The sequence below is a fragment of the Gordonia sp. GN26 genome (assembly GCF_054823965.1).
Genome location: NZ_JSYC01000175.1, coordinates 14,058 through 39,275 on the forward strand (window position 1 = coordinate 14,058; position 25,218 = coordinate 39,275).

The following is a 25,218-nucleotide window of genomic DNA, read 5'->3' on the forward strand; positions in this document are numbered from 1 at the left end:
CCGCGACCGGTCAGCCGCGCGGCAAACCGAGAATGCGTTCCGCGGCCGCGGTCTTGAGGATCTGGGTCGTCCCACCGGCAATCGACAGGCAGCGGTTCTGCAGCACGGCGTCGGACGCATCCGTGGCCGCGACACCCTGCACGCCGAGGAGCCGCAGGGCGAGATCGGGGACCGACTGGCGGTGCTGCACACCGATCAGTTTGCGGACGCTGGACAACGCACCCGGGTCGAGTCCGGCGAGCTGCTGCGTGGCCGCGCGGGCGTCGAGAACCCGGCCGACGTGTGCGTCGGCGAACTGGCTGCCGAGTGCCACGCGTTCGGCGTCGGAGAGGTCGCGCGTCATCCCCTGCACCTGCCGCAGCAGCGACTCCATCTCCTTGCCGAGTCCCGATCCGCCCATCGCCACGCGCTCGTTGGCGAGGGTGGTGCGGGCGAGCCGCCAGCCGTTGTCGATCTCGCCCACCACGCAGTCGTCGGGCACGACGACATCGTCGAGGAAGACCTCGTTGAAGTTGGCGCGACCGGTCAGCTCGCGGAGCGGCCGGATGTCGATCCCCGGCGAGGACATGTCGACGAGGAAGTAGGTGATCCCCTTGTTCTTGGGGGCCTCGGGATCGGTGCGCGCCAGGCAGATGGCCCACTGCGCATTGTGCGCCTGCGAGGTCCAGATCTTCTGACCCGACAGCTTCCACCCGCCGTCGACGCGTTCGGCCCTGGTGCGCAGCGCGGCGAGGTCGGAACCGGCCTCGGGTTCGCTGAACAGCTGGCACCAGACGATCTCGCCGGCGAGGGTGGGGCGGACGAAGCGTTCGAGCTGGGCGTCGGTGCCGTGCGACAGGATCGTCGGGATCGCCCAGGCGCCGATGACGAGGTCGGGGCGGACGACGCCGGCCGCGTCGAGTTCGGTGTCGATCAGCAACTGCAGGGCCGCATCGGCCCCGAGTCCGTACGGCGCCGGCCAGTGCGGGGTGAGGTAACCGGTCTCGGCGAGCACGCGCCGCTGGTCGTCGGCGTCGGTCTCCGCAGCGATACGGGCGACCGTCTCGCGGACCTCGTCGCGCTTGTCCTCGACCTGCGACAGATCCAGCGCGAAGCGTCGGCGAGCACCGGCGACCCCACGGTCGGCGAGCGCGGTGGCGGCAGTGTGCGCGTGGTCCAGAGCAGCCTGCGCCGCGAGTGCGGACCGCAGGTAGAGATGCGCGTCGTGCTCGAAGGTGAACCCGATCCCGCCGAGCACCTGGATGCAGTCCTTGGCCGTGGCCGCCGGCGCTTCGGCCACCACGACGTCGGCGGCGAGTCTGCTGATCTCGAGTTGCTCCCGCGCAGCGGCAAGTTCATCGGGGGATGCACCGAGCACCTCGTCGACCGCGCCGGCCACGTCCCATGCGACCGCCGTGACCTCCTCACTGCGGCAGAGCATCTCGGCGCAGATGTGCTTGATCGCCTGGAACGATCCGATCGGCGCACCGAACTGCGTGCGGACCTTGGCGTAATCAACGGCGGTGTCGAGAGTCCAGCGCGTGACCCCGCTCTGATACGCCGCGAGGGTCGCCGACAGCAGCCCTTCGACGAGCGGCGCGTCGGGTAGTTCGACGAGGTCGTCGGGGGTGACACCGGTCAGTCGTACGCGCGCCACCGAGGTCGTACCGTCGAGCGGAGTCTCCGGCGCGATGTCGGCGCTGCCGACATTCGGCGGGATGATCCACCACCGACCGTCCCGGCCGGGGACGTCGAGCGCCGCGAGGACCGCGACACCCTCGGAGTAGCCGCCGACGAGCCCGAGGTCGAGAGCATCGGACAGCGGCGCGGCCGCCCCACCGGCGTGGCTCACGACCGGCGCGACGACGGGCACCGCACCTTCGAGGATCTGGTCGAGGAGCGCCTGCGCCCGCGCATCGGTGCTGGCGGAAAGCGCGATGGCGGCGGTCACCGTCGACGCGATGGGCCCCGGGACCAGCTCGATGCCGCACTGCTCGATCATCGCCGCCACGTCGACGAATTCCGCTCCGAGACCGCCTGACGTCTCCGGCACCGCGGCCGCGAACACACCGAACTCCGCGAGCTGACCGAACAGCGCCGTCCACTGGTCGCGCGGTTTGTCGATGTCGGAACGGACGAGTTCGGTCACCTTCGCGGCGCGCGCCCAGGACTCGATGCTGTGGCAGACGGCTTGCTGTTCGGGAGACGTGGCGATTGTCACGAGTGATCCTCTGTATGTCGAGTTGTGAGGAATAATTAGAACCTGTTCTAATATGCCATGGGTGGAGGTGATCGGGTAGCCACCCGTGAATCCCCACCTCCCCGGTCGCCGATCACGTGAGGATGTTCGTAAACACATGGCCCGCTCTGCACCAGGCAACGCCGCGGTCGACGCCCCAGCCGGGGCCACGACCCCTGCCGCGTCGCCCGAAGCCGGTTCCACCGCGCAGCGCGAACGCCGCCGCCGCATCCTCGACGCGACGCTCGCACTTGCCTCCAAGGGCGGCTACGACGCCGTCCAGATGCGCACCGTCGCCGACAAGGCCGACGTCGCGGTCGGCACGCTCTACCGCTACTTCCCGTCCAAGGTCCACCTGCTGGTGACGGCACTGGCTCGCGAGTTCGAACGCGTCGAATCGAAGGTCGACCGCTCACAGCTGCGGGGCGACACCCCGGTCGACCGGCTGCGCCACGTCCTGGACATGATCACCTTCGCGATGCAGCGCGACCCGCTGCTCACCGAGGCCATGACCCGCGCCTTCATGTTCGCCGACGCGTCGGCGACCGCCGAGGTCGATCAGGTCGCCGGCATCATCGACCGGCTCCTCGCCGGTGCCATCGTCGGCGTCGGCGAGCCCACGGAAGAAGATCTCGCGATCGCGCGCGTGCTCTCGGACGTGTGGATGTCGAACCTCGTGCAGTGGCTGACCCGGCGCGCGTCGGCCACCGACGTCACCAATCGCCTCGAACTCACGGTCCGGCTCCTGCTCAAGGACCGCGCCAACTGAGCTGATTCAGTCGTTCCGGTCGGCCGGCAGAGGGGTGCCGGCCGACCGCGCGTGTACGTATGCCTCGACGACGGTCCGCATGACCGGTTTACCCGCGTCGTTCACCAGTTCCGACGTGGACGTTACGAGCGCGCGGTCACGGTCGTCGAACTCGACGGCGTCGATGGTCAGCGAACCGGTCAACGTGTCCCCGGGGCGCACCGGCCGGAGGAACACGACATCGGCAAGTCGCTTGCCCGCGATGACTTTCCAGCGGTACAGGACCCCGGTCACCGCGAGTTTCTGGTAGATCGACATCGTGTGCAGCCCGCTGGCGATGAGCCCGCCGTAGACGCCGGCCTCGGCCGCGGCCTTGTCGGTGTGGAAGTCCTGCGGGTCCCACTGACGGGCGAAGTCGAGCAGTTCGTCCTCGGTCACCTGATGAGTGCCGAATCCGAACACCTGCCCGACCTCGAGATCATCCGCCCACAGTCGATCGGCGTCGCTCACTTCAGATCTTTGGCGATCATCGGCCACGTCGTCTTGAGGTCGCGCTCCCAGTAACCCCAGGAGTGGGTACCGTCGGGCCGGAACAGGACCTTGTGCGGAACCTTCAACGCGCGCATGCGTTCTGCCATCTGCTTGGTGCACTCGTTGACGGCGGCTTCGATGACACCACCGAGGACCACCTGATTGGCCAGGGTTAACGGGTCACCGGCGATCAAAGGTGCCTCGAGGCGGTCGTACCAGCCCGGGAGGCCCGTACCACTGGTCATGTAGACCTTGGTGCCCCGGAGTTTCGCGGCGTTGACGTACGGGTCGTTCTTGCGCCAGCCCGCCGAGTTGACCGGGCCCCACATGTTGTCGACGTTGCCCATGCCGCGATCGGCGACGACCATCCGGATGTAGGTCTGGCCCAAGGGATCACTGGTTCGAGCGCAACCACTGTAGGCGGCCACCGACTTGTAGAGCTTCGGGGCGGAGATGGCGAGGTTCAGCACCGAGGTGCCGGCCATCGAGATGCCCGCGATCGCGTTCTTGCGAGTGGTGTTGAACTCCTTGTCGACCAGCGGCGGGAGTTCCTTGGTGAGGAACGTCGTCCACTTGTTGCGGCCGAGCACCGGGTCGTCGCGCTGCCAGTCGGTGTAGTACGAGAACGCGCCACCGATGGGCGTCACGACGTTGACCTGCTTGTCGCGGAAGAACTTGGAGTACTGCGTCTTCGCCGCCCAGGTCGCGGAGTCCTCGCCACCACCGGCACCGTTGAGGAGGTACAGGGTCGGGCGCGGCTTGGTGAGGTCCTTGGGGCGCAGCACGTTGACCGGGACCAGCCGGCGCATCGCGGCCGAGTAGACGATCAGTGTCGTCTGCTGGGCCGAGTCGTGGATGACGGTGTCGATCCGGGCGCGGTTGGGGTCGGGGGCCGGCGCAGCAAGAGCCGCCGGTGCCCATCCGGTCGCCGCCACTGCAACGGCACACGCGACGACGCTCAGTCGCCTCTTCCACGAGGAACGCACCAATAGCCCCTTTGGTTAACAATATTCTCAGACTTAACAAAGGTAACCGGGATCGGTGAAGCACCCCAAGCCGAGACGGTCGTCGTTGTGCTTTTGTGATGTGGGGCAACTGCACAGTGCGGCAACCTCGGTCAGCGCGGCTGAAACCGCTGCGCACCGTCGAGGCGCACGATCTCGCCGTTGATGTAGCTGTTCTCCAGCAGGTGTTGCGCCAGCGCGGCGAATTCGTCGGGAAGACCGAGACGCTTGGGGTAGGACACACCGGCGGCGAACTTGGTGAGCGCCTCCTCCCCCATCGACTCCATGATCGGCGTCCGCATCGTGCCGGGCGCGATGGTGTTCAGGCGCACGGCAACCGAGCCGAGGTCGCGTGCGCCGGAGAGGGTGAGACCCATGACCCCGGCCTTGGCGGCGGCGTAGGCGGTCTGCCCGATCTGCCCCTCGTAGCCGGCGATCGAGCTGGTCATCACGACCGCGCCGCGCTCGCCGGACTCCTTGGGCTCACCGGCCGCCAGCTTCGCCGCGGTCAGCCGCAAGACGTTGTAGGTGCCGGTGAGATACAGGTTGAGGGTCTTGACGAACCCCTTCATCTCGGCGGGTGATCCATCACGGCCGACGATCCTCTGCGCCACACCGAATCCGCCGTGTGCGATGACCGCGTAGCGCAGGTCGCCGAGTTCACCTGCCTGCTCGAGTGCGGCGTTCACGGAATCGTCGTCGAGCACGTCGGTGCGCGCATAGATCGCCCGCTCCCCCAGTTCTTCGGCGAGCTCCTTCGCCGGTTGGTCGGCCAGGTCGGCGATCACGACCGAGGCGCCTTCGGCATGCAGCCGACGCACCGTCGCCGCACCAAGTCCGCCTGCACCGCCGGTGACGACTGCGACTTCACCCTCGAACGACATCTGTTCTCCTCACATCTATTTCACGTTTTGATCGGCCGGGTGTTCACGTGGCCTAGGCGCCGGTCCACTCGGGCTTGCGCTTCTCGGCGAAGGCGCGGGCACCCTCGATCGCGTCCTTCGAGGTGAAGACCGGAGTGAGCAAGCGTCCCTGACGGTCCCACTTCTCGTCGTCGCTCCACGATTCCGACTCGGCGATGATCCGCTTGGTGACCGCGACGGCCAGCGGGCCGTTCTCGGTGATGCGCTCCGCCAGGGCGAGAGCGCCGTCGAGCGCCCCACCCTCGTCGGTGAGGATGTTGACGAATCCCCAGTCGGCGGCCTGTTCGGCGTTGAAGTTGTCGCCGGTCAGCGCCAGTTCGAGGGCCTTGGAGTACGGGATCTTCTTGGGCAGGCGCAGAAGTCCGCCGGCACCCGCCACGAGGCCACGCTTGACCTCCGGGATGCCGAACTTCGCCGACTTCGACGCGACGACGAGATCGGTGGCGAGAACCAGCTCGGTTCCGCCCGCGAGCGCGAAGCCCTCGACGGCGGCGATGACGGGCTTGGCCGGCGGCTTCTGCGTGAAGCCCAGACCGCGCCCCTCGATGGCCACCGACTCACCGGCGGCGAAGGCCTTCAGATCCATTCCGGCACAGAAGTTCCCACCAGCACCGGTCAGAATGGCGACCGACAGCTCCGGACTGTCGTCGAGCTCGTCCATCGCGTCGGCAAGCGACTGGCTCACCTCGTGGTTGATCGCATTGCGCGCCTGCGGCCGATTGATCGTGATGACGAGGATGCGCCCCCGGCGCTCCACGAGAACTGCGTCGGACATGTGTCGCTGACCCCTCACCGATTTCGACGATCGCTGCGGCACGCTCACCCGAGATCGGGCGGCGTCGGCCGCAGCTCAGCAGTGATCGTAAGCAGAGACCGCCCGCCGAATGGGGGAAATGAACGAACTGAGTTACATAAGTGACGGTGCGTCGACCCGAATCACATCGAGCATCGCCTCCCGCGAGGTGAACTTGGTACGGCATCGTCCCGGTAGCGCCCGGCCTACCTCGGCATGGTCGATCGCACACCAATCGGCATAGTCGGTGACCCCGTCGGGCAGCATGTGGTCGACGCCTGCCGGTCCCGGCTTTCCTCCGAGCCCAGCCGAGAGCGCTGCCGCGATCTCCGCGGCCGCCTTCTTCGCAACACCCCTGTTCTCGGCGAGGTTGCCCAGCACCCCACTCTGCGCGCCTCCCACCCGGAACACGGACGTGCCGGCCATCGCAACGTCGACGTCACCGCCCTCGGGCACGAATCCGATCGCCGTGATCACCGTGTCAGCAGCGAACTCGACCTCGCCGACCGGCTGGCCTGAGCGCGTACCGGCGACGATCGTCCGGCCGTCGCGATGGTTCACCGCACGGGTCTCGACCCCGAAGTGGATGTCCACCACCACTTGTGCGTCGCCCGAACCTTCATCGGCCGCTTCGTGCACACCCTCACCGTCGACACGCACCTGCACCCCGGGCAGGTCGCACAGTTCGCGGAACATCGCGGAATCCCACCGGACCCGGTCACGCGGCCCGCGTGCGACGATGTCGATGTGACGGACATTCTCCGTACCCAGGACAGCCCTCGCCTCGTCGTCGATGTCGCTACCGACGAGCTCGTCGTCGGTCTTGCACACGAGACGCGCGACGTCCATCGCGACATTGCCCGCACCGACGACGACCACGGATTCACCCAGGGCGCCGAATGATTCGACGGTGGAACCACGGAGGACACAGTCAGGGTCTGCGTTGAGGAAGCGCAGCAGTTCGCCGGCGCCGAGGACACGCGCTTCCGGATGCAGAGGCACTTCCATCCGGCGGTCGTAAGGCAGACCGGTGGCGATCACGACCGCGTCGAACGCTGAGTCGAGATCCTCGAGTGAGAGGTCGTCGCCGATGGTCGTATTGCCGACGAAAGCCACTCCCGGTGAGGTGAACAGTCGTTCGAACTGTCTGGCAACATTTTTCATGCCCTGGTGATCGGCCGCTACGCCATAGCGGATCAGACCGAACGGTGTGACCCGCCGGTCGAACACTGTGATCTCGACGTCGGGTATCAGGCGCCGCAGTGCGATGGCGGTGTAACAACCCGACGGTCCGGCGCCGACGATGGCCACATGCCCGGGTCCCGCTGATTGTCCTGGAGAAAGATTCGTCATCGTGTGTCCTCGCGGATGTTCAGTGGAGGCGGATCGGCAGTTCGCGGTAATTGCGTCCGCGGTCGGTGTTGTAGGTGACCGGTTCGCCGACGAGCTCGATGCGCTCATACCGCTCGGCGATGGTGGTGAACATAGTCTCGAGCTCGACACGCGAGAGCATTTGCCCAGCGCAGGCGTGCGGTCCGAGGCTGAACGAGATGTGCTTCGTCGAGAGCGGACGCGTGTGATCGAACTCATCGGGACGCTCGAAGACCTCGGGATCGCGGTTGGCGGAACCGATCATGAAGCGGACCGTGCTCCCGGCCGGGATCGCCACTCCTCCGATCACGATGTCCGCCGTCGTGATCCGCTGGAAGGACATCTCGGCCGGGTGCAGACGGATGAGCTCCTCGATGATCATCGATCGCTCTTCGGGCTGGTTGCGGTAGGTGTCGAAGATGTCCGGCCGCTCGGCGAAGAACCGCAGGCCCTCGGCCCCGGTGAAACCGGGGTTGTGACCGCCCGATCCGAAGAACAGCATCAGGGTCTGCAGTACCTGTCGTTCGGTGAGCTCGCCGCGGTCCTGGGCGGCGAGCAGCTCGTCCGCCAATCCGTTCCCAGGGTTGCGTCGCTTCTCCGCGACCATCTCGGCCACCCGTCCTTCGAGGTAGGCGAATGCGCGGGCAGCCACCGCGTCCGAATCGGGATGCGGTTCGGCGACAAGCGCATCCATTGCGGTGATCATCGCCTCGGGAACCGGCTTTACGTCGTGCTCGGGGAAACCGAGCACACGGCACATCGTGACGTGGGTCGGCCGGACCGCCAGCTCGAGGTGGGCTTCGATGACGTCTCCGGGCGCGGCGCGGTCGAGCGTCTCGTTGACGACGTCCGCGGTGTGCTGCGCCCACTGCTTGATGAGTTTGGGTGTGAACCACTTGTTGGTGCGGCGACGAAGCGCGGCGTGTTCCGGCGGGTCCTTGAACAACATCGTGTGTGCGAAGGCTTCCCAGGCACCCATGTCGGGATCGGCGACACTCATGCACGGGTCCTTTGCCCACTTCACGATATCGGCGTGGCGGAGCACGAGGTGCGTACCGTCGGCGAGCTGACACACCGGGCTCTCGCTGCGCAATCCCGCGTACCAGGGGTAGGGGTTGTCGCGGAACTCCTGGTCGCTCCACGGCAGGGACGTCACGTGCGACTCAGTCGTCACGGTCATCGGGGCTCCTTCATGCTTGACGCGACTGGAGTCGCGTTTGTCGGGCAGTTCTCTGCGTAACTGGTGTGAAGAGGGTCGGCTCAGACTGCGGCGGAGACGGATTCGACGAGAACCCGTCGTACCCACTCGGCAGCGATTTCAGAGGGATCCTCCCCGGACGCCGCGTCGTGCCGCCCGGTCTCTCCGATCTGCCGGGCTCCGAGGCCGGCGAACATCGATGAGAGGACATCCACAGCGTTGTTGTAAGTCTCGTAGGTGCTGTCGCCGAGACCGAAAGCGAAGAACTCCAGCCCGGTCAGATCGGGACGGGCCTCGGACAGCTCCGCGTGCATCGGTTCAGCGGTCGCCGGCAGGCCACCTTCGCCGTATGTCGAGGTGATGAGCAGAACCCTCGAGGCGTTCGACTCCCCCAGTCCCATGACGTCGAACTCGTCCATCGCCGTCACGGTCGCGTCGAATCCGTTGTCTCCCAGCACTACTGCGACGTCATCGGCCACCATCTCGGCGTTTCCGGATTCGGTCCCATACAAAATCGTCACGTTCATGTCATTGTCCTTCGGTAGAGGTTCGGCGGTTCCTGCCTGCCGCCGGGCCAACGCTGTTCGACCCGGCGACAGGCTTGTTATGAGAGGCGTCGGATCAGAACTCCTGGCGCCCGATCCGCTGGTAGACGTCGGGCTTGCGTGCGCGCAGCACTCGCGCGTAGACGAAACCGGCGATCGGAACCCCGAAGGTCACCGCGAGGAAGAAGGTGGTCACCGCGCCGGTGTCACCCAGGAGGTCCGAATAGTTGGTGACCGCGAGCAGAGCAACTCCGCCCAGGCCGATCGACGCGACAACTGGGGCCACGACCGTCTTCCATTTCGACAGTCGGGTCTGCGAACGCTTCTTCCAGAAGTAGGCCACCACAGCCACACTCGCCGCGAACATCACGAGGATGATCGCCAGGTTCCCGGCGCCGGCAGCCTTGGCGTAGAGACTGTCCGGGCTGGTCCCGACAGCAGCGAAGACGACGAGGAGGACGGTCCACACGGCGCCGACGACGGAGGCGGCGACGAACGGCGAGCGATGCCGGGGATGGACCTGTCCGAGGGGGGCAGGCAGGACACCGTCGGTGCCGAGTGAGAACAGGTAGCGCGCCGAAGCGTTCTGGATCGAGAGCATCGCGGCGAGGATGGACGAGATGAGGAGGACCGTGATGACGTCGGAGACCACGCGGCCGGTGAGGGTGACCATCGCGGAGGTGAACAACCCCGCGGTGTCCGCTTCCGCGGCGCCCTGCGCCTTGTCAGCGCCGAAGAAGGCGAGGAAGGCCCAAGCGGCTACGGCATAGAAGATCCCGATGCCGGCCACCGCGATGAACATCGCCCGAGGAATGGTCTTCTCGGGGTCTTTGGCCTCTTCGCGGTAGATGACAGTCGCCTCGAAGCCGAGGAAGTTGCCCAACACGAACAGGATTGCGAGACCCAAGGCGTTGTCGGAGAGCGCCGGAAGGGTGACGCCCGCTCCGCCGCCGTCGGCAGGGCCGCCGTTGACGAAGGCCGCGACGTCGAAGACGACGACCGCGATGACCTCGAGGACCATCACCACTGTCAGGACCTTCGCCGACAGGTCGATCCGCCGGTATGCGAGCGCCGTGGTGAGCGCGATGATGCCCAAGCCGTACACGTACCAGGGCACTTCCGGGAAGCCGAGGGGCTCGAGGAAGCCCTTGACGGTGATCGCGAACATCGCCGGGGCGAAGAAGCCGATGGCCATGTACCCGGCGGTCGCAAGCCATGCCCCGCCCAGGCCTGCCGACCGGCCGAGCCCCGCGGTGATGAACGCGTAGAACCCGCCCGGGTTGGGCACGGTCCGGCTCATGGCGACGAAGCCGACCGAGAAGACGAGCAGCAGCGCGGTCACCGAGAGGTAGATCGCCGGGGCGCTGGAACCGCTGAAGAGCAGCAGGACCGGGATGAAGCCGGCGACCGTGGTCAGTGGCGCCGAGAACGCGAGCACGCTCATCACGAGTTCGCCGACGCCCATGTCGCCGCGGAGGCGCTGGTGCGGTGTGCTGGGTGCCGCGACGGCGGAGCCCGGCGGCACCTTGATCTGTTCGATGGTCATGTCGATGGTCCTTGGTCTTGTGTGAGTCGGTCTGGTGCGTCGTCGGGTGCGCTTTCCCGAGGCGGCCGGTCGCGACGTCGTCGGCGGGATCGGCCCTGAGTCAAACGCGACCCGAGTCGCGACTTGAGTATGCGTTTCCGTTTGTGACCAGTACGTAAATCGCAGTGACGGAGGCGTAACAGCTTTCCGAGGAGCAAGTTTTCGCCCTCCGGACATGCCCGATCCCCGAAAGATACTTGGGTACAGCGATTCTCAAGAACCCGTACGACACGCGGGCGAAGTATGAAATCTACTGGTGCGCAGCCAGATAGCTGGTGACGAGAATCCGCATCTCGTCGATGACCGCCTCTGAACCGTCGGGGTCGTCACGAAAAGCGACCTGCGACAGTCGCTCCAGGACCTCGACTGCGACCTCGCACTGCGTGAGAGTGAGGTTTTCGAAGTGGTTGTCGTAGCGGGTCAGTTCGGAGTGGAGCATCGCCGCCATCTCCTCGATCCAGATGCGGTCGCGCAACCGGGTGTTCGCGGTGAAACGTTGCCCGACCCAAAGCGCACGAACCAGAGGTACGCGGAACCATCCGCAATACTGATCGACGAGGGCGTCGACGAACTCCGTCCAGGTGGCGAAACCCGGATCGGCGAACAGCTTGGCCTGTTCCTCTCGTGAGTCGAGCATGCACTGGAGCGCTAGTTCGTCGAGCACACTCTCGGGCGTCTCGAAGAAGGCGTAGAAGGATCCGCGGCTGATTCCCGACTTCTCCAACAGAAGCGTCGGCGAGCCCACGAGAACGTCGGCCCCGTGCTCGAGAACGAGTCCCGCGGCGACGTCGAGGACGTTTCGGATCGCTGCCTTGGACCGCTCCTGCAACGGCCTCTTACGGAGACCCCCGGGTAGCCGGGTCGGAGGAATGGCGTCCCATGTCCGTTCAGAACCTGTCATGGACCTCCTCCCATCTTCCGTTCTGGGTTCAGACGCGACCGTAGTCGTGTTCGAACCCTAGCCATCGCTGTGTGACGAGACGGTTAACTCGCATGACAGTCCTGTAATCGAAGGGTCACGGCAGCAAGAGTGTTCCGCGGAACAGTCCGAAGCAACGTCATCCCCGACCGTGCCCTCAGGAACCGATCGCGTCGACCAACCCCCACTCAAGGGCCCGCGCGGCGTCGATCTCGGCGCCGGTGACGAACAGGTGCAGGGCGCGCCAACGGCCGATGCGCCGGGGGACGCTGACGGTGCCGCCGGCTCCGGGGATGAGACCCATCGACACCTCGGGCAGGCGTATCCGGGTGTCCGGGGCAGCGACGACGCGGCCCGCGAAGGCCGGGATCTCGATGCCCGCGCCAACACAGTGACCGTGCAGGCGAACCTCGACGCGGTCGGCCAGTACGGACACGAGTCGCCCCGCTCCCCCGCGGGTGCGGATCAGGTGGGCGGTCGACGCATCGGGCATGTGCCCGAACTCGTCGAGATCCCCACCGGCGCAGAACGAACTGCCTGCCCCGTCGACGATGACGTAATCGATCGAGTCGTCGAGCACGGCGAGGCGCAATGCCTCGACGAGCGCGTCGCGGAGGGCGGTGCCGTAGGCGTTACGGCGTTCGGGACGGTTGAGGGTGATCCGCAGGGTGTCGCCCTGCCGGTCGAGCAGTACCGGGTCGACGGCGTGCGGGGGAAGCGGTCGTCCTTTCGCCCGACGCTCCTTCAGCCACCGACCGAACTCGTCGCCGCCTTGAAGTGTTGAGTAACCCAGGGATTCGACGTCGATGGCCACAACGGGGCCGAGCGGTTCGGTCGCGCGGACGACCTGCGCGGCGACGAGGGCCGCCTGCGGGCAACGTGAGACGGAGTCGGTGAATGCCGAGATCGCCGCCTCGACGTCGTCGGTGGCGACCACCGCACGATGCTTCGCTCCGGCCGGGGCATAGGTGAGGTCGAGGGCTTCCAGCAGCGGGTGCTGCGCGTCATCGACCGGGCGCGTCGATCTCCCCAGCAGGATGACATCCGTCGCCGCGGCACGGTCGGCGGCTCGGGCCAGGTCCTCGGCCGGCACGTCGGTTGCCGTGTCGAGATCCACCAGCACGACCGGCGACGCGATGGCGGCGCCATCCCCGAGCAGGTCCCCGCCTCCGATGACCGGGGCGGCGGCCAGGTCTGCGATCGAGATACGACGGGTCTGCATGGCGGTGAACCTCCTGAGCTTTCCGTGCGGACGGTAGCATTTCGCGCGTGTCCAACCCTGCGTCCCGTGATCCGGTGCGCGACTGGGCCGCCAGCGGCATCCCGCATCTCACCGGCAGATCCGACGGCCCGCCACTCATCCCGCCGGGTCGGGCCGCGACCGTCGCCCGTGAACTCGGCGACTGGATTCGGGTGGCGAGCAACGGCACGGTCGACATCGACGGCGCTCCACTGCTCGCCGAGCGGGCGGCGATGACCGGACACACCCGTCACGGCGACCTCACGCCGGGCGGATCGGGGCGCCTCCTCCCGGCCTCCGACGGCTGGGTGACGGTGAGTTGCGCACGCCCCGACGACCCGCTGCTGCTGGGTGCGCTGATCGAACATGAGGTCGTCGAAGACGATCTCTGGCCACAGGTCACCGACTGGTTGGCCCGGCACACGAGAGCGGAGTTCGACGAACGCGCCGCGCTCCTGGGCGTCGCCGGCGGGGGTGTCGCTCGCGGCGCGGAGATCGCCGCGGCCGCACGTGACGCAGTGCAGCCGAGCGGTGTGCCCCGTTCGGTGGAGGGGTTGCTCGTCGTCGATTTCAGCGCACTGTGGGCCGGTCCGTTGTGCGCACAGTTGCTGGGCCTGGCCGGGGCGCGGGTGGTGAAAGTCGAGACGCCGCAACGTCCAGACGGGGCACGACGAGGGAATGCCGACTTCTACCGGTTGCTCCATGACGGGCACGAATCGGTTGTCCTCGACCCCGCACTACCGGCCGAGCGAGCCATGCTGCAACGGCTCGTCGCCGACGCCGACATCGTGATCGAGGCATCCCGACCCCGAGCGTTACGTGGGTTCGGTTTGTACGCTGAGGATTTCGTCACCGACGGCACCACCTGGTTGTCCATCACCGCTGCCGGACGCGACTCCGACCGGATCGGCTTCGGCGACGACATCGCCGCATCGGCCGGGCTGGTCACCTCCGACGACGCAGGTCCGATGTTCGTGGGCGACGCGATCGCCGACCCCCTGGCCGGTCTCACCGCGGCCGCCCTCGCCATGTGCGATCCCGGTCCCGGGAAGCTTTGGGATCTCTCGATGCGTGCGACGGTTGCCGCGACGCTCGACGGACCACCTCCGCCGCTAGCGCGTCGCGACGGTGATCAATGGGTCGTCGACACCGCCACCGGCACCGTGCCACTCGATGCACCCCGCGCGCGCAGTAGTGGTGGGGAAACCCGATGAGCGGCATCGTTTTCCGCAGGGTGTCCCTCCCCGAGGGTATCCGCGACGTCGCCGTCGACGGCGGCATGGTCACCGCTGTCGGTGTCGATCTCGAGAGCACCGGGTCCGATGTCATCGACGGCGACGGTGGTGCACTCATCCCGGGTCTCCACGACCATCACATCCACCTCCACGCACTGGCGGCGGCCTCCAGGTCGGTGCAGTGCGGTCCACCTGAGGTGACGAACGCCGACGATCTGGCCGCCGCTCTGGCCCGCGCTTCCGACATCTCCGGGTGGGTCCGCGGCGTGGGTTATGTGGAAACGGTGGCCGGACTACTGGATCGCGCCATGCTCGACCGACTCCATGCGCGCAGGCCGGTACGCATCCAGCATCGCAGCGGGGCCGTGTGGTTCCTCAACACCGCAGCTGCCGAAGCCGTCGGACTGCGGACCGCCGATCATCCCGGGGTGGAACGAGACCCTTCCGGAGCACCGACCGGGCGCGTCTGGCGCGCCGACGACTGGCTCCGTGAGCGGATGGGGCACTCCCGGCCACCGGAGCTGTCGAGCGTCGGGTCCGAACTGGCCCGCCTCGGCATCACCGGGGTCACCGATGCGACGCCGGACCTTCCGGCCGCGTCCCTCGGAGCACTCGTCGAAGCGCACGCGAACGGGTCGGTGCCACAACGACTTCACCTCCTGGGCGTCCCGCTCGACGCGACACCCGACCTCCCGTCGGCAGTGACCGTCGGTCCCTTCAAGATCGTGCTCGCCGACTCCGATCTCCCCGACTTCCCCACGTTGTGCGAGCAGATCCGGACCGCACACTCGTGGGGGCGCGGCGTCGCCGCACACTGCGTCACCCGGGAAGCACTGCTCCTCGTGCTCGCCGCCTTCGACGAGGTCGGCCGGCATCGGGACGATCGGATCGAACACGGCGCGATCATCGCCGCGGACACCGTTACGGAGCTGGCCGGCAGGAGGATCCCCGTCGTCACCCAACCCGGCTTCGTCACCGCGCGTGGCGATGACTACCTCGACCGTCTCGACGCCGGCGACGTCGCCGATCTCTACCGGTGTGCAACCCTCCTCGAACGGGGTGCACCGCTGGCGATGTCGAGCGACGCCCCGTATGGCCCCGTCGACCCGTGGATGGTGATCGCCGCCGCCGCAACCCGTCTCGCAACCGACGGCCGCGTAGTCGGCGGCAACGAAAGGGTCAGCCGCCGAACAGCATTGGATCGCTATCTGGCACCGCTGAACGATCCGGGCGCATCGCCACGAACGATCCGCACCGGCAATCCAGCCGACCTCGTCCTGCTCGATGCCCCAATCGAGGATGCACTACGGATCGGCGCGGAAGCCGTGCGCCACACCCTCATCCGCGGACATATCGTCTACCGCCGCGAGGGATAGACGGAATCGTCAGCCGACGCCCGGCACCGGGACCTGCGCGCCGGTCACCGCGGCAGAGGCGTCGGACACCAGGAAGGCGACGGTCTCGGCGATCGTCTCCGGCGACGCCCAGCCCTTGCGCGAGGAATCCGGCTGACTCTCACGGTTTCCCGGGGTGTCGATGACCGACGGCAGAATCGCGTTGGCCCGGATGGCGTCGTCCTTGTACTCGGCCGCGAGGGCGCTGATGAACGCCCACACCGCCGCCTTGGACGTGATGTACCCGGCGGCACCGGAGAACGGCGCGAACGCGGCCTTCGCCGACACCCCGACGATCGATCCGCCACCGGCCTCGATCAGCTTCGGGATCGCTGCCGCGGACAGCAGATACAGCGGTCGCAGGTTGAGGCGGAGGAGCCGCTCGAACTCGTCGATCGGAGTCGCGTCCACCCGCTCCCCCATCGCGAACCCACCGACCAGATTGACCACTGCCTTCACCGGCGCCGATGATTCGCCGGCCGCAGCGGCGACGACCTCGGCCACCGACGACTCGTCGAACAGGTCTGCCTGCAGAGTGACCAGGCGATCGGATTCGGGTAGCCGCGACAGTTCGGCCTCGACGACCCACGGCACCACCACGCGCCAACCGTCGTCGAGCAGTTTCCTCGTGACCGCGGAACCCAAGCCGCCCGTACCGCCCGACACGATCACCGTCTGCACCATCGTCTGATCCGTCCTGTCCGATTGCCCGTTTCGTCTCACCCTATGCGTGAAAGGCTGGGCCGATGAGTACGAACGTCACCGCCGACGCTCCGGAGTGGTTTCGCACAGCAGTCGCCTCGGAACCCGAACACTCGTCGATCACCGTCCACGGCGCACGGATCGCCTATCGCTGCTGGGGCGAACCCGGCGCCCCCGGCCTGATCCTCGTCCACGGTGGCGCGGCCCATTCCGGCTGGTGGGATCACATTGCCCCGCGGTACGCGCAGGACAGACGCGTCGTCGCCCTCGACCTGTCCGGACACGGCGACAGCGATTGGCGGGACACCTACCGTCTGGGCACCTGGGCCGACGAGGTCACCGCGGTCGCAGCGGCTGCCGAGGCGACCACCGAGGCAGTCCTGGTGGGGCACAGCCTCGGCGGGCTCGTCGGCATCCGGACGTCGATCGTCCACCCCGACCTCGCCGAGCAGCTCGTGCTCGTCGACTCCCGCATCCTCGACGCCGCGATGCTCGACGAGATCCAGCGCAATCAGCCCGAGGAGGGTATTCCTCGAGGTAGCAAGCACTACCCGTCACTCGAGGCAGCCCTCGAACGGTTCCGTCTCGTGCCCGACCACGCGAGCCTCGATTTCGCCCGGGAGTACGTCGCGCGGCAGTCCGTCGTCCGCGACGACGACGGCTGGCGGTGGAAGTTCGATCGCGGCTTCGCCGACGAGCTGACCGATCTGCCATCACGCCCGCCGAACGATTGCCGTCTCAGCGTGGTCTACGGCGAACACGGGGTCGTGACCCCGGCGATGATCAATACGGTCACCGCAGATCTCGACGAACCAGCGCGCGTCGTCGAACTCGCCGGCGCCGGTCATCACATCCCGCTCGAGCAGCCCCTCGAACTGATGGATGTCATCGACGACGTTTTGCGGGCCTAACATGGACGTCGATGACCGACGACCGCGCCTCCGAGATCAGCGGCGTCGACGTCGGCGCGGACTCATCAGACTCCGCTGACTCGCGCGACAGCGTCTTCGCCTCGCTGCACATCGCCAACTACCGGCTCTTCTTCGCGGGGATGACCGTGTCGATGACCGGCTCGTGGATGCAGGCCACCGCGCAGGCCTGGCTGGTCCTGACCCTGAGCGGGTCGGCATCGATCCTCGGCCTGATCGTCGCGCTGCAGGCGCTGCCCGTGCTCCTCATCGGCCCCTACGCCGGAGTCATCGCCGACCGCGTCGACCGTCGGCGGCTGCTGACGATCCTGCAGGCGATGATGGGCCTGCTGGCCGCTGTCCTCGCCGCGCTCACTCTCGCCGGGGTGGTGGCGGTGTGGCATGTGGCTGTCCTCGCGGTGCTACTCGGTCTCGGACACGCCTTCGAGCAGCCCGCGCGGCAGGCGTTCATCCACCAGATCGTCGGGAAATCGCTGATCCGCAATGCCGTCACCCTGAATTCGGTGATGGTCAACGCCGCCCGCGCGGTCGGCCCGGCCGTCGCCGGCGTCATCCTCACCCTCGTCGGAGCCGGCTGGTGTTTCGCGATCAACGCGGTCAGCTTCGTCGCGGTGGTCGCCTCGCTGATCGCGCTCGACAGCGCGAAGATCACCCGGGAGACCCCGGTCCCCCGCGCCAAAGGGCAACTGCGTGAGGGCATCCGCTACGTTCGCGGCGTCCCGTCGCTGTGGATCCCCCTCGCCACCATGGCGTTGGTCGGCACCTTGGCGTACAACTTCCCGGTCACCCTCACAGCCGCCGCCGATTTCGTCTTCGACGGCGGCCCCCAGGCGCTCGGTTTCATGACCTCGGCCATGGGAGTCGGCGCGGTGGTCGGCGGGCTCGTCGTCGCCGCGCGCGGCACCATCGGACTGCGACCCCTCACGCTGGCCGCATTCGGCTTCGGCGTCACCATCGCGGCAGCAGCTCTCGCCCCGAATCTGATCACCGCCATCTGCGCGCTGTTCCTCGTCGGTTGGCTCAGCGTGACGTTCATGTCGACCGGCAACGCCACCCTGCAACTCAACTCCGAACCCCAGATGCGGGGTCGGGTCATGGCCCTGTGGTCGGTGGCGTTCATGGGGTCGACGCCGATCGGCGGTCCGCTGATCGGCGCGGTCATCGAGGCCACCAATCCACGCGTGGGTCTGGGCGTCGGTGCCGCCGCATGTCTGGCCGCGGCGGTGCTGGCCTACGTCGCCGCGAAACGCCTGCGGCCGGCCGGCTGAGCTGACCGGCTGCAGTGCGAGGCGGGGTTCAGAGTGAGGGGTCCTCAGACCGCATCGCCCCCGTCGATGCTGCCGAAGTCGCCGATCGAGACGTTGCCTTCGTCGTCGACGGCGGTGTCAAACGTGCCGTCGCAGTCGGTGTCGGCGACCGCGATGTCGGTGTAACCGTCGCCATCGGAGTCTGCCTCGATCAGGTCGATCGCGCCGTCTGAGTTGGTGTCGTAGGCGATCGAATCGACCGAGCCGTCACCGTCGGTGTCCAGGACGGCGTCGGTGGTGCCGTCCCCGTCGATGTCGGCGAGGGCGGCGTCGACGAGGCCGTCGCCGTCGGTGTCGACCAGGACTGCGTCAGCGGGGATCTGGGTGCTCATGGGGTTCCTCTCGATGGTGCCCGCCGGTGCGGACTGTCTGCTGCGTTCGAATACTTGGAGGGGGTGCGGGCCGGGAATGTTCCCGGCGGTCCTGGAGTCGTTCGGACGGCCGACCCGTCCGATCGCGCGCGTCCCACGTGCAACTTTCGACAAATCAGCCCCGGCGTCTCAGCCCGGCCGCTAGCGTGGCTCACGTCACGATCGGAGGGGCGATGACGCCAGATCGAGTCACTGTGTCCACCGCACGACGGCGATTGCACGCGATCACCTGTCTGGCCGCGGGGGCACTCCTCGCGTCGACGATGCTGGTGTCCGCACCGGCGAGCGCCGCGAACCACTGGTTCCCCGACATCTCCGACACTTCTGTTCCCAAGGCCGAGTGCGGTCCGGGCTCCAAGCCGGAACCGGGGCTACAGGGCGACGTCAGCGCCGAGGACCGACAGTCGGGCCGAAGCAAACAGGGTTACAACTGCAACCTGACCAGGCTCGGCAACGTCACCGGCGCGGGCGGCGGCATCGTGTCGGCATCCTTCGAGCACTGCAGCTACACCGGAAGCCTGTTCCCCGGCAACAACTTCCTGCCCCAGCCGGGCGTCCAGGTCATCGATGCCTCGAATCCCCGGAAGCCGAAGGTCGTCGGGTCGCTGACCGACACCGCGATGCGCGGCGGCACGTGGGAGACCCTGAAGGTCAACAAGAAACGCAAGCTCCTCGCCGCGACCGGGGTGCCACTCCTCTGGGGTGCAGGCTATTTCGCGGTCTACGACATCTCGGATTGCACCCGCCCCAAGCTGCTCAACGCCAGTGGTGGTGGCATCGCCTACCCCATTCCGTTCACGTCGCACGAGGGCGGCTGGTCACCGGACGGCCGAACCTACTGGGCGTCAGGCGTCGCGCCCGGCCATCTGAGCGCGATCGACGTCGCCGACCCGCGGAACCCGCGGGTGATCTGGCAGGGACTGCACAGCTTCCTCGGCCACGGTTTCGGCATCACCCCCGACGGCAACCGCATGTACCTGTCGAACATGGCGGGCGTCACCGTCCTCGACATCAGCGCAGTGCAGCGTCGTGCGCCGTATCCGCAGGTCCCGCACGTGGCCGCATACCTGTGGCCGGACGGCCAGCTCAACCAGCACTCGATCCCGATCACCTATCGGGGCACACCCCACATCATCACGGCCGACGAGGGCGGCTCGGGCGGCGTGAAGATCTTCGACGTCGCACGGGTGAACAAACCGCGTTACGCCGCACAGCTCAAACTCGAGATCAACCTGCCCGAACACCTCGACACCCAGTTCCGTTCGTCCATGGGCGGTTCGTTGTTCGGCAGCAACCCGCACTATTGCGCGGTCGACCGCCCGAACGATCCGACGGCGCTGGCGTGCGCATGGGAGTCGTCCGGCATCCGCGTGTTCGACATCCGGGACTTCTCCGCCATCAAGGAGATCGCCTACTACAACCCGCCGGCGCAGAAGGGCGCCACCGCGATGACCCGACCCAACTCGCCGCATGTGCTCGGGTCGATCATCGGCGCACCGGGCATCGAATTCCTCAGCCTCGGAATGTCTCTCGCGAACGGGAAAGCCAAGCTGAACGAGATGATCGGTCCGCGCATGGGCATGGTCGTCGGGGGTGACATGGCCACCGACTGGTGCTTCTCCCCGCCGGAGTTCCACGGCAACAAGATCCTGACGACCTGTGCCGACGGCGGCTTCTACGCCCTCGAGTTGAGCAACCGGGTCTACACCCCACCGCCGGATCAGGATTCCTTCCTCGGATGACCACCAAGCAGCGGCCCGCGTGGCTGCAGATCGCCGGGCCTGCGTCGCTGGCCGTCCTGCTCGTGGCGATCGGCGTCGTCGTCGGTTCGGTGTGGTCGCCCGGCTCGCGGGACGACGTGAAGGCGATGAGTGCCGCCGACATCGGCTTCGCGCAGGACATGTCGACCCATCACGATCAGGCGCTCCTGATGGCCCGCACGATTCTCGCCGCACCCGGCGTGGACCCGACGATCCGCGGCCTGGCCGATCAGCTCGTCGTCGCTCAGTCTGCGGAGAGCGCGACCATGCGCGGTTGGCTGCAGTTCTTCGAGCTGCCCCTGACCTCGGATGAGCCGATGTCGTGGATGTCCCACGGTGATTCGCACGCACACGGTGATCTCTCAGCGGACATGCCTGACGCCCCACTCATGCCGGGTATGGCGAGCACCGACGAACTCGGCCGGCTCGCCACACTCAGCGGCGATGAGGCCGAGAAACTGTTCCTGCAGTTGATGATCCGACACCATCGCGGCGGACTGGAGATGGCGCAGGCGGCGTACAACGACGACCGTTCCGGCCCGGCGACCAAGCAACTCGCCCTGAGCATGCTCAGCGATCAGGGCAACGAGATCGGCCAGATGTCGATGCTCCTGAAAGAGCGCGGCGCCGAACCCCTGCCCACCTGAACGGTTCTCGCGTTTCCACGCTCTCAGTCGGTCTTGGGATGCAGCATGAACATCTCCCAGACCTCTTTCTGGTCGACGGCCCACGGGTCGTAGACGAAGGGTGCGTGCCGCAAGGCCATGCCGGCTTTCCGCGGGGTTCGGTTGGCCTTGAAACCGTTGCAGGACTTGCACGCCGCGACCTGGTTACCGAACGTGCTCGGGCCGCCCTGAGATACGGGGACGATGTGATCCACGGTGTCGGCCGGGCCGTCGCAGTAGGCGCAGATCCATTGGTCGCGCCGCAGGATCGTCGCATTGGAAGCATAGGAATCCATCGTCTTGCCTGCGTACGGGCGGTAGGCGTCCCGCTTGATGGCCACCACCTTGTGGATGGGCAACGAGAGGGTCGGCGAATGGACGACGCGCACCAAGGGGGTGCCCTCGACGTTGCGTGCGACCTCGGTGGTCAGCAGGACGGCGGCGCGACGCCAGGTGACGCGCGCGAGGATCTGTAATCCGGCATTCGTGACGAAGATGGTCATGGATACTCCTCGATGCGTGGGCGAGTGAGCGCGCCGACCATCGAGGTTCACGACCTCAGGCACTGGTGACGCTGGATGTGATTGGTCCGGACCGGGTTCGGGCTGGTAGCCCGTACCGGCAGCCGGGGTCGGTCATCCGCCACTCGCGAACGAACACCGCCGTACCGATCGACATCTGCGCCACCTCCTTTCAGCACTCGTCTGGCCTGCTGTTCGCCACGATAACCGCGGTCAGCGCAGCCTGCCACCGTTTATGCCGCGTGTTCGCGGATGTTCACGTGCGCAATACGAGGCGTTCGCACAGCCGGCGAAGACCCGAGCGGTATCGTCGCGACGTGCCGGACACCAGCGACAACCTCGACGGGGGCGATCTCGCGGCATCGGTACTGCTCTGGGTACTCCACGTCCCGCTCGCCCTGTTGACGTTCGTCGTCGCGGCGTTCACGGCATTCGTCACGGACCCGTGCGGTTACGAGCCCTGCGGTGACCCGCGGTGGACCCAGGTCGCGGACGGGACGGCGATCATCACGGCGATCGTGCTCTGGACGGGATCGTTGGCGCTCGGAATCCGACGTTTGCGACGCCGTGACCGCGCCTGGCCCGTAGCCGCGTGGGCATGTGCTCTACAGCTGCTCATGATCCCGATCGTGATCGCGATCGGAAACCAGGCCGGCCCCGTCAGCTGACAGCTGACGGGGCCGGACCTGAACGGCTGAGCTCAGAAGATGTCGGGCAGATCCTCCGACACCTTGTTCGGGTACGTCGCCGGGCGCTTCTCCAGGAACGACATGACGCCCTCGTAGACGTCGCCGGACTGGCCGCGGTAGAAGATCGCCTTCGAGTCGGCGTGGTGGGCGTCGAGCGGGCTGGGCGCGCCGGCCATCCGCCACAGCAGCTGACGGGTCAGGGCGGCCGAGACGGGGGCGCTGTTCGCGGTCATCTCGCGGGCGACGGCGATCGCGGTCTCGAGCACCTTGTCCTTGGGCACGACCTGCTGGATCAGTCCACGCTCGAGCGCCTCGTCGACCTGGACCATCTTGGCGCCGACCGTCCATTGCAGAGCCGTCGGCAGGCCGACGAGCCGCGGGAGGAACCAGCTCGACGCCGCTTCCGGGACGAGGCCGCGGGCGGCGAAGACGAAGCCGAACTTCGCGTCCTCGGAGGCGATCCGGACGTCGGCGGGCAGCGTCATGGTGACGCCGACGCCGGCCGAGGGGCCGTTGATCGCGGCGATGACCGGCTTGAGCGAGGCGAACATGCGCAGCGTCAGCTTGCCCCCTTCGTCGGCCGGGACCTCGTCGCCTTCGACCACCGAGGACGCGTCGAAGGTCGAGCCGCCTGCCTCGAGGTCGGCGCCGGCGCAGAACGCCCGCCCGGTACCGGTGAGCACCACGGCACGCACCGAGTCGTCGGCGTCGGTCTCGTCGAAGGCCGCCCGCAACTCCTCACCCATCTGCAGGGTGAAGGCGTTGAGTCGGTCGGGGCGGTTCAGCCGGAAGATGGCGATCTCGCCGTCCCGCTCGACGGTGATGGTGGGCTCGGCCTGCGTGGCCTTACGGCCAACCTCTGATGTATCGCTGGTCACAGTGATCGATGGTATCCACCACCGTCACACCTGCCACGAGCAGGCAACACAAAACGGCGGCGCCACCCTGCCGGGTGACGCCGCCGCTCTTTGTTTCAAATCCGCTTGTGTCAGATCAGCTCAGGTCAGCTCGCGTCCGAACCGCCGTCGCCTGCCTTGGACAGCTCGACCGGTGCGTCCGGAACCGCGTGCGGCTTCTCCGAACCGGTGAAGGTGAACTTGGCGTCTTCGCCGTCGCCTTCGCCGTCCCAGCCCTCGACGTCGACCAGCACGATCTGTCCGGGAGCGACGTCGCCGAACAGGATCTTCTCCGAGAGCTGATCCTCGATCTCGCGCTGGATGGTGCGACGCAGCGGGCGTGCACCGAGCACCGGATCGAAGCCTCGCTTGGCGAGCAGGGACTTGGCGCGGTCGGTGACCTCGAGCGCCATGTCCTTGTTCTTCAGCGCGCTCTCCACACGGGTCAGCATGAGGTCGACCATCTGGATGATCTCGTCACGCGTCAGCTGGTGGAAGACGACGATGTCGTCGATGCGGTTGAGGAACTCGGGCCGGAAGTGCTTCTTGAGCTCGTCGTTGACCTTCTGCTTCATCCGCTCGTAGCCGGACTTGGTGTCGTCCTTCGACGAGAAGCCCATGCCCACGGCCTTGGAGATGTCGCTCGTACCGAGGTTCGAGGTGAAGATCAGGACGGTGTTCTTGAAGTCGACCGTACGACCCTGACCGTCGGTGAGACGGCCGTCCTCGAGGACCTGCAGCAGGGTGTTGTAGATCTCCGAGTGAGCCTTCTCGATCTCGTCGAACAGCACCACCGAGAACGGCTTGCGACGCACCTTCTCGGTGAGCTGGCCGCCCTCTTCGTAGCCGACGTAGCCGGGAGGGGCACCGAACAGACGCGACGCGGTGAAGCGGTCGTGGAACTCGCCCATGTCGATCTGGATGAGTGCGTCGTCCTCGCCGAACAGGAAGTTCGCCAGTGCCTTGGAGAGCTCGGTCTTACCGACACCGGACGGGCCGGCGAAGATGAACGAGCCCGACGGACGCTTCGGATCCTTCAGGCCGGCACGGGTGCGGCGGATCGCCTTGGAGACGGCCTTGACGGCGTCTTCCTGGCCGATGATCCGCTTGTGCAGCTCCTCCTCCATGCGGAGCAGACGGGTGGTCTCCTCCTCGGTGAGCTTGAACACCGGGATACCGGTCCAGTTGCCCAGGACCTCGGCGATCTGCTCGTCGTCGACCTCGGCCACGACGTCCATGTCACCACTGCGCCACTGCTTTTCACGCTCGGCGCGCTCGGCGACCAGCTGCTTCTCCTTGTCGCGGAGGCTGGCGGCCTTCTCGAAGTCCTGCGCGTCGATGGCGCTTTCCTTCTCCTTGCGCGCGTCGGCGATGCGCTCGTCGAACTCGCGCAGGTCTGGCGGTGCGGTCATCCGGCGGATGCGCATGCGCGCACCGGCCTCGTCGATGAGGTCGATCGCCTTGTCCGGCAGGAACCGGTCGTTGATGTAGCGATCGGCCAGCGTCGCGGCGGCGACGAGTGCACCGTCGGTGATCGAGACGCGGTGGTGCGACTCGTAGCGGTCGCGCAGACCCTTGAGGATCTCGATGGTGTGCTCGACCGACGGCTCGCCGACCTGGACCGGCTGGAAGCGGCGCTCGAGGGCGGCGTCCTTCTCGATGTACTTGCGGTAC

Annotated in this window: 24 protein-coding genes; 8 read left to right on the forward strand and 16 right to left on the reverse strand. The window is 67.1% G+C overall.

What is annotated here, in order from left to right:
* Positions 1-10 precede the first annotated feature (10 nt).
* Positions 11-2,200 (reverse strand): acyl-CoA dehydrogenase family protein, encoded by a 2,190-nt coding sequence (locus OK17_RS22240; RefSeq protein ID WP_461418786.1) that lies wholly within the window; start codon positions 2,198-2,200, stop codon positions 11-13.
* A 136-nt stretch (positions 2,201-2,336) separates the two neighbouring features.
* Between OK17_RS22240 and kstR the strand changes: the two genes are divergently transcribed.
* On the forward strand, positions 2,337-2,987 hold the full coding sequence (gene kstR, locus OK17_RS22245) for a cholesterol catabolism transcriptional regulator KstR (RefSeq protein ID WP_006865452.1): 651 nt from the start codon (positions 2,337-2,339) through the stop codon (positions 2,985-2,987).
* 6 nt (positions 2,988-2,993) lie between these two features.
* Here kstR and OK17_RS22250 read toward each other — a convergent pair whose 3' ends face one another.
* From OK17_RS22250 to OK17_RS22295, 10 genes are all read right to left on the reverse strand, one after another.
* The gene (locus tag OK17_RS22250; protein ID WP_232715932.1) at positions 2,994-3,476 is read right to left on the reverse strand and encodes a MaoC/PaaZ C-terminal domain-containing protein; all 483 of its coding nucleotides are present in this window, start codon (positions 3,474-3,476) and stop codon (positions 2,994-2,996) included.
* Positions 3,473-4,483 (reverse strand): alpha/beta hydrolase, encoded by a 1,011-nt coding sequence (locus OK17_RS22255; RefSeq protein ID WP_006865454.1) that lies wholly within the window; start codon positions 4,481-4,483, stop codon positions 3,473-3,475. Before OK17_RS22255 ends, OK17_RS22250 begins: the two co-directional genes overlap by 4 nt.
* Before the next feature lie 131 nt (positions 4,484-4,614).
* Positions 4,615-5,385, reverse strand: coding sequence for an SDR family NAD(P)-dependent oxidoreductase (locus OK17_RS22260; protein ID WP_461418787.1), 771 nt, complete (start codon positions 5,383-5,385; stop codon positions 4,615-4,617).
* A gap of 52 nt (positions 5,386-5,437) precedes the next feature.
* Complete coding sequence (locus tag OK17_RS22265) at positions 5,438-6,199, reverse strand: crotonase/enoyl-CoA hydratase family protein (protein WP_461418788.1); 762 nt, start codon at positions 6,197-6,199, stop codon at positions 5,438-5,440.
* 132 nt (positions 6,200-6,331) lie between these two features.
* Positions 6,332-7,570 carry an FAD-dependent oxidoreductase gene (locus tag OK17_RS22270; protein ID WP_461418789.1) on the reverse strand — a complete coding sequence of 413 codons (1,239 nt, stop codon included), beginning with the start codon at positions 7,568-7,570 and terminating at the stop codon, positions 6,332-6,334.
* Between the two features lie 19 nt (positions 7,571-7,589).
* On the reverse strand, positions 7,590-8,768 hold the full coding sequence (locus OK17_RS22275) for a cytochrome P450 (protein WP_461418790.1): 1,179 nt from the start codon (positions 8,766-8,768) through the stop codon (positions 7,590-7,592).
* 80 nt (positions 8,769-8,848) lie between these two features.
* Positions 8,849-9,313, reverse strand: coding sequence for a flavodoxin-like domain-containing protein (locus tag OK17_RS22280; RefSeq protein ID WP_232715937.1), 465 nt, complete (start codon positions 9,311-9,313; stop codon positions 8,849-8,851).
* A gap of 94 nt (positions 9,314-9,407) precedes the next feature.
* Positions 9,408-10,877, reverse strand: a complete 1,470-nt coding sequence (locus OK17_RS22285; protein WP_232715938.1) for an APC family permease — start codon at positions 10,875-10,877, stop codon at positions 9,408-9,410.
* 289 nt (positions 10,878-11,166) lie between these two features.
* Positions 11,167-11,817: a TetR/AcrR family transcriptional regulator gene (locus tag OK17_RS22290; protein ID WP_232715939.1), complete on the reverse strand. Its 651-nt coding sequence runs from the start codon at positions 11,815-11,817 to the stop codon at positions 11,167-11,169.
* 175 nt (positions 11,818-11,992) lie between these two features.
* A complete protein-coding gene (locus OK17_RS22295) occupies positions 11,993-13,057 on the reverse strand; it encodes an enoyl-CoA hydratase/isomerase family protein (protein WP_461418791.1) in 1,065 nt (354 codons plus the stop codon).
* Positions 13,058-13,104: 47 nt separating this feature from the next.
* Between OK17_RS22295 and OK17_RS22300 the strand changes: the two genes are divergently transcribed.
* Positions 13,105-14,289, forward strand: coding sequence for a CoA transferase (locus OK17_RS22300; RefSeq protein WP_461418792.1), 1,185 nt, complete (start codon positions 13,105-13,107; stop codon positions 14,287-14,289).
* The gene (locus tag OK17_RS22305) at positions 14,286-15,686 is read left to right on the forward strand and encodes an amidohydrolase family protein (RefSeq protein ID WP_461418793.1); all 1,401 of its coding nucleotides are present in this window, start codon (positions 14,286-14,288) and stop codon (positions 15,684-15,686) included. The genes OK17_RS22300 and OK17_RS22305 overlap by 4 nt, the downstream gene beginning before the upstream one ends.
* Positions 15,687-15,695: 9 nt before the next feature.
* Here the strand turns inward: OK17_RS22305 and OK17_RS22310 are convergent, their stop codons facing one another.
* The gene (locus tag OK17_RS22310; protein WP_461418794.1) at positions 15,696-16,388 is read right to left on the reverse strand and encodes an SDR family NAD(P)-dependent oxidoreductase; all 693 of its coding nucleotides are present in this window, start codon (positions 16,386-16,388) and stop codon (positions 15,696-15,698) included.
* 62 nt (positions 16,389-16,450) lie between these two features.
* On the opposite strand from OK17_RS22310, the gene OK17_RS22315 reads away from it, so the two are divergent.
* On the forward strand, positions 16,451-17,317 hold the full coding sequence (locus tag OK17_RS22315) for an alpha/beta fold hydrolase (RefSeq protein WP_461418795.1): 867 nt from the start codon (positions 16,451-16,453) through the stop codon (positions 17,315-17,317).
* A gap of 11 nt (positions 17,318-17,328) precedes the next feature.
* Positions 17,329-18,603 (forward strand): MFS transporter, encoded by a 1,275-nt coding sequence (locus OK17_RS22320; RefSeq protein WP_461418796.1) that lies wholly within the window; start codon positions 17,329-17,331, stop codon positions 18,601-18,603.
* Between the two features lie 44 nt (positions 18,604-18,647).
* On the opposite strand, the gene OK17_RS22325 is transcribed toward OK17_RS22320, so the two are convergent.
* Positions 18,648-18,974 carry a hypothetical protein gene (locus tag OK17_RS22325; RefSeq protein WP_461418797.1) on the reverse strand — a complete coding sequence of 109 codons (327 nt, stop codon included), beginning with the start codon at positions 18,972-18,974 and terminating at the stop codon, positions 18,648-18,650.
* Positions 18,975-19,276: 302 nt separating this feature from the next.
* On the opposite strand from OK17_RS22325, the gene OK17_RS22330 reads away from it, so the two are divergent.
* Both OK17_RS22330 and OK17_RS22335 read left to right on the forward strand, forming a co-directional pair.
* The gene (locus tag OK17_RS22330) at positions 19,277-20,755 is read left to right on the forward strand and encodes an LVIVD repeat-containing protein (RefSeq protein ID WP_461418807.1); all 1,479 of its coding nucleotides are present in this window, start codon (positions 19,277-19,279) and stop codon (positions 20,753-20,755) included.
* Entirely contained in the window at positions 20,752-21,420 is a 669-nt protein-coding gene (locus OK17_RS22335) for a DUF305 domain-containing protein (protein ID WP_461418798.1), read from the forward strand. The genes OK17_RS22330 and OK17_RS22335 overlap by 4 nt, the downstream gene beginning before the upstream one ends.
* A gap of 23 nt (positions 21,421-21,443) precedes the next feature.
* Here OK17_RS22335 and OK17_RS22340 read toward each other — a convergent pair whose 3' ends face one another.
* Complete coding sequence (locus OK17_RS22340) at positions 21,444-21,941, reverse strand: HNH endonuclease (protein ID WP_006865466.1); 498 nt, start codon at positions 21,939-21,941, stop codon at positions 21,444-21,446.
* A gap of 335 nt (positions 21,942-22,276) precedes the next feature.
* Here OK17_RS22340 and OK17_RS22345 point away from each other — a divergent pair, with 335 nt between their 5' ends.
* Positions 22,277-22,627, forward strand: coding sequence for a hypothetical protein (locus OK17_RS22345; RefSeq protein WP_461418799.1), 351 nt, complete (start codon positions 22,277-22,279; stop codon positions 22,625-22,627).
* A 32-nt stretch (positions 22,628-22,659) separates the two neighbouring features.
* On the opposite strand, the gene OK17_RS22350 is transcribed toward OK17_RS22345, so the two are convergent.
* A complete protein-coding gene (locus OK17_RS22350) occupies positions 22,660-23,526 on the reverse strand; it encodes an enoyl-CoA hydratase-related protein (protein ID WP_154883382.1) in 867 nt (288 codons plus the stop codon).
* 125 nt (positions 23,527-23,651) lie between these two features.
* Positions 23,652-25,218 (reverse strand): AAA family ATPase (locus OK17_RS22355; protein WP_461418800.1); only part of this gene is annotated, 1,567 nt, incomplete at its 5' end.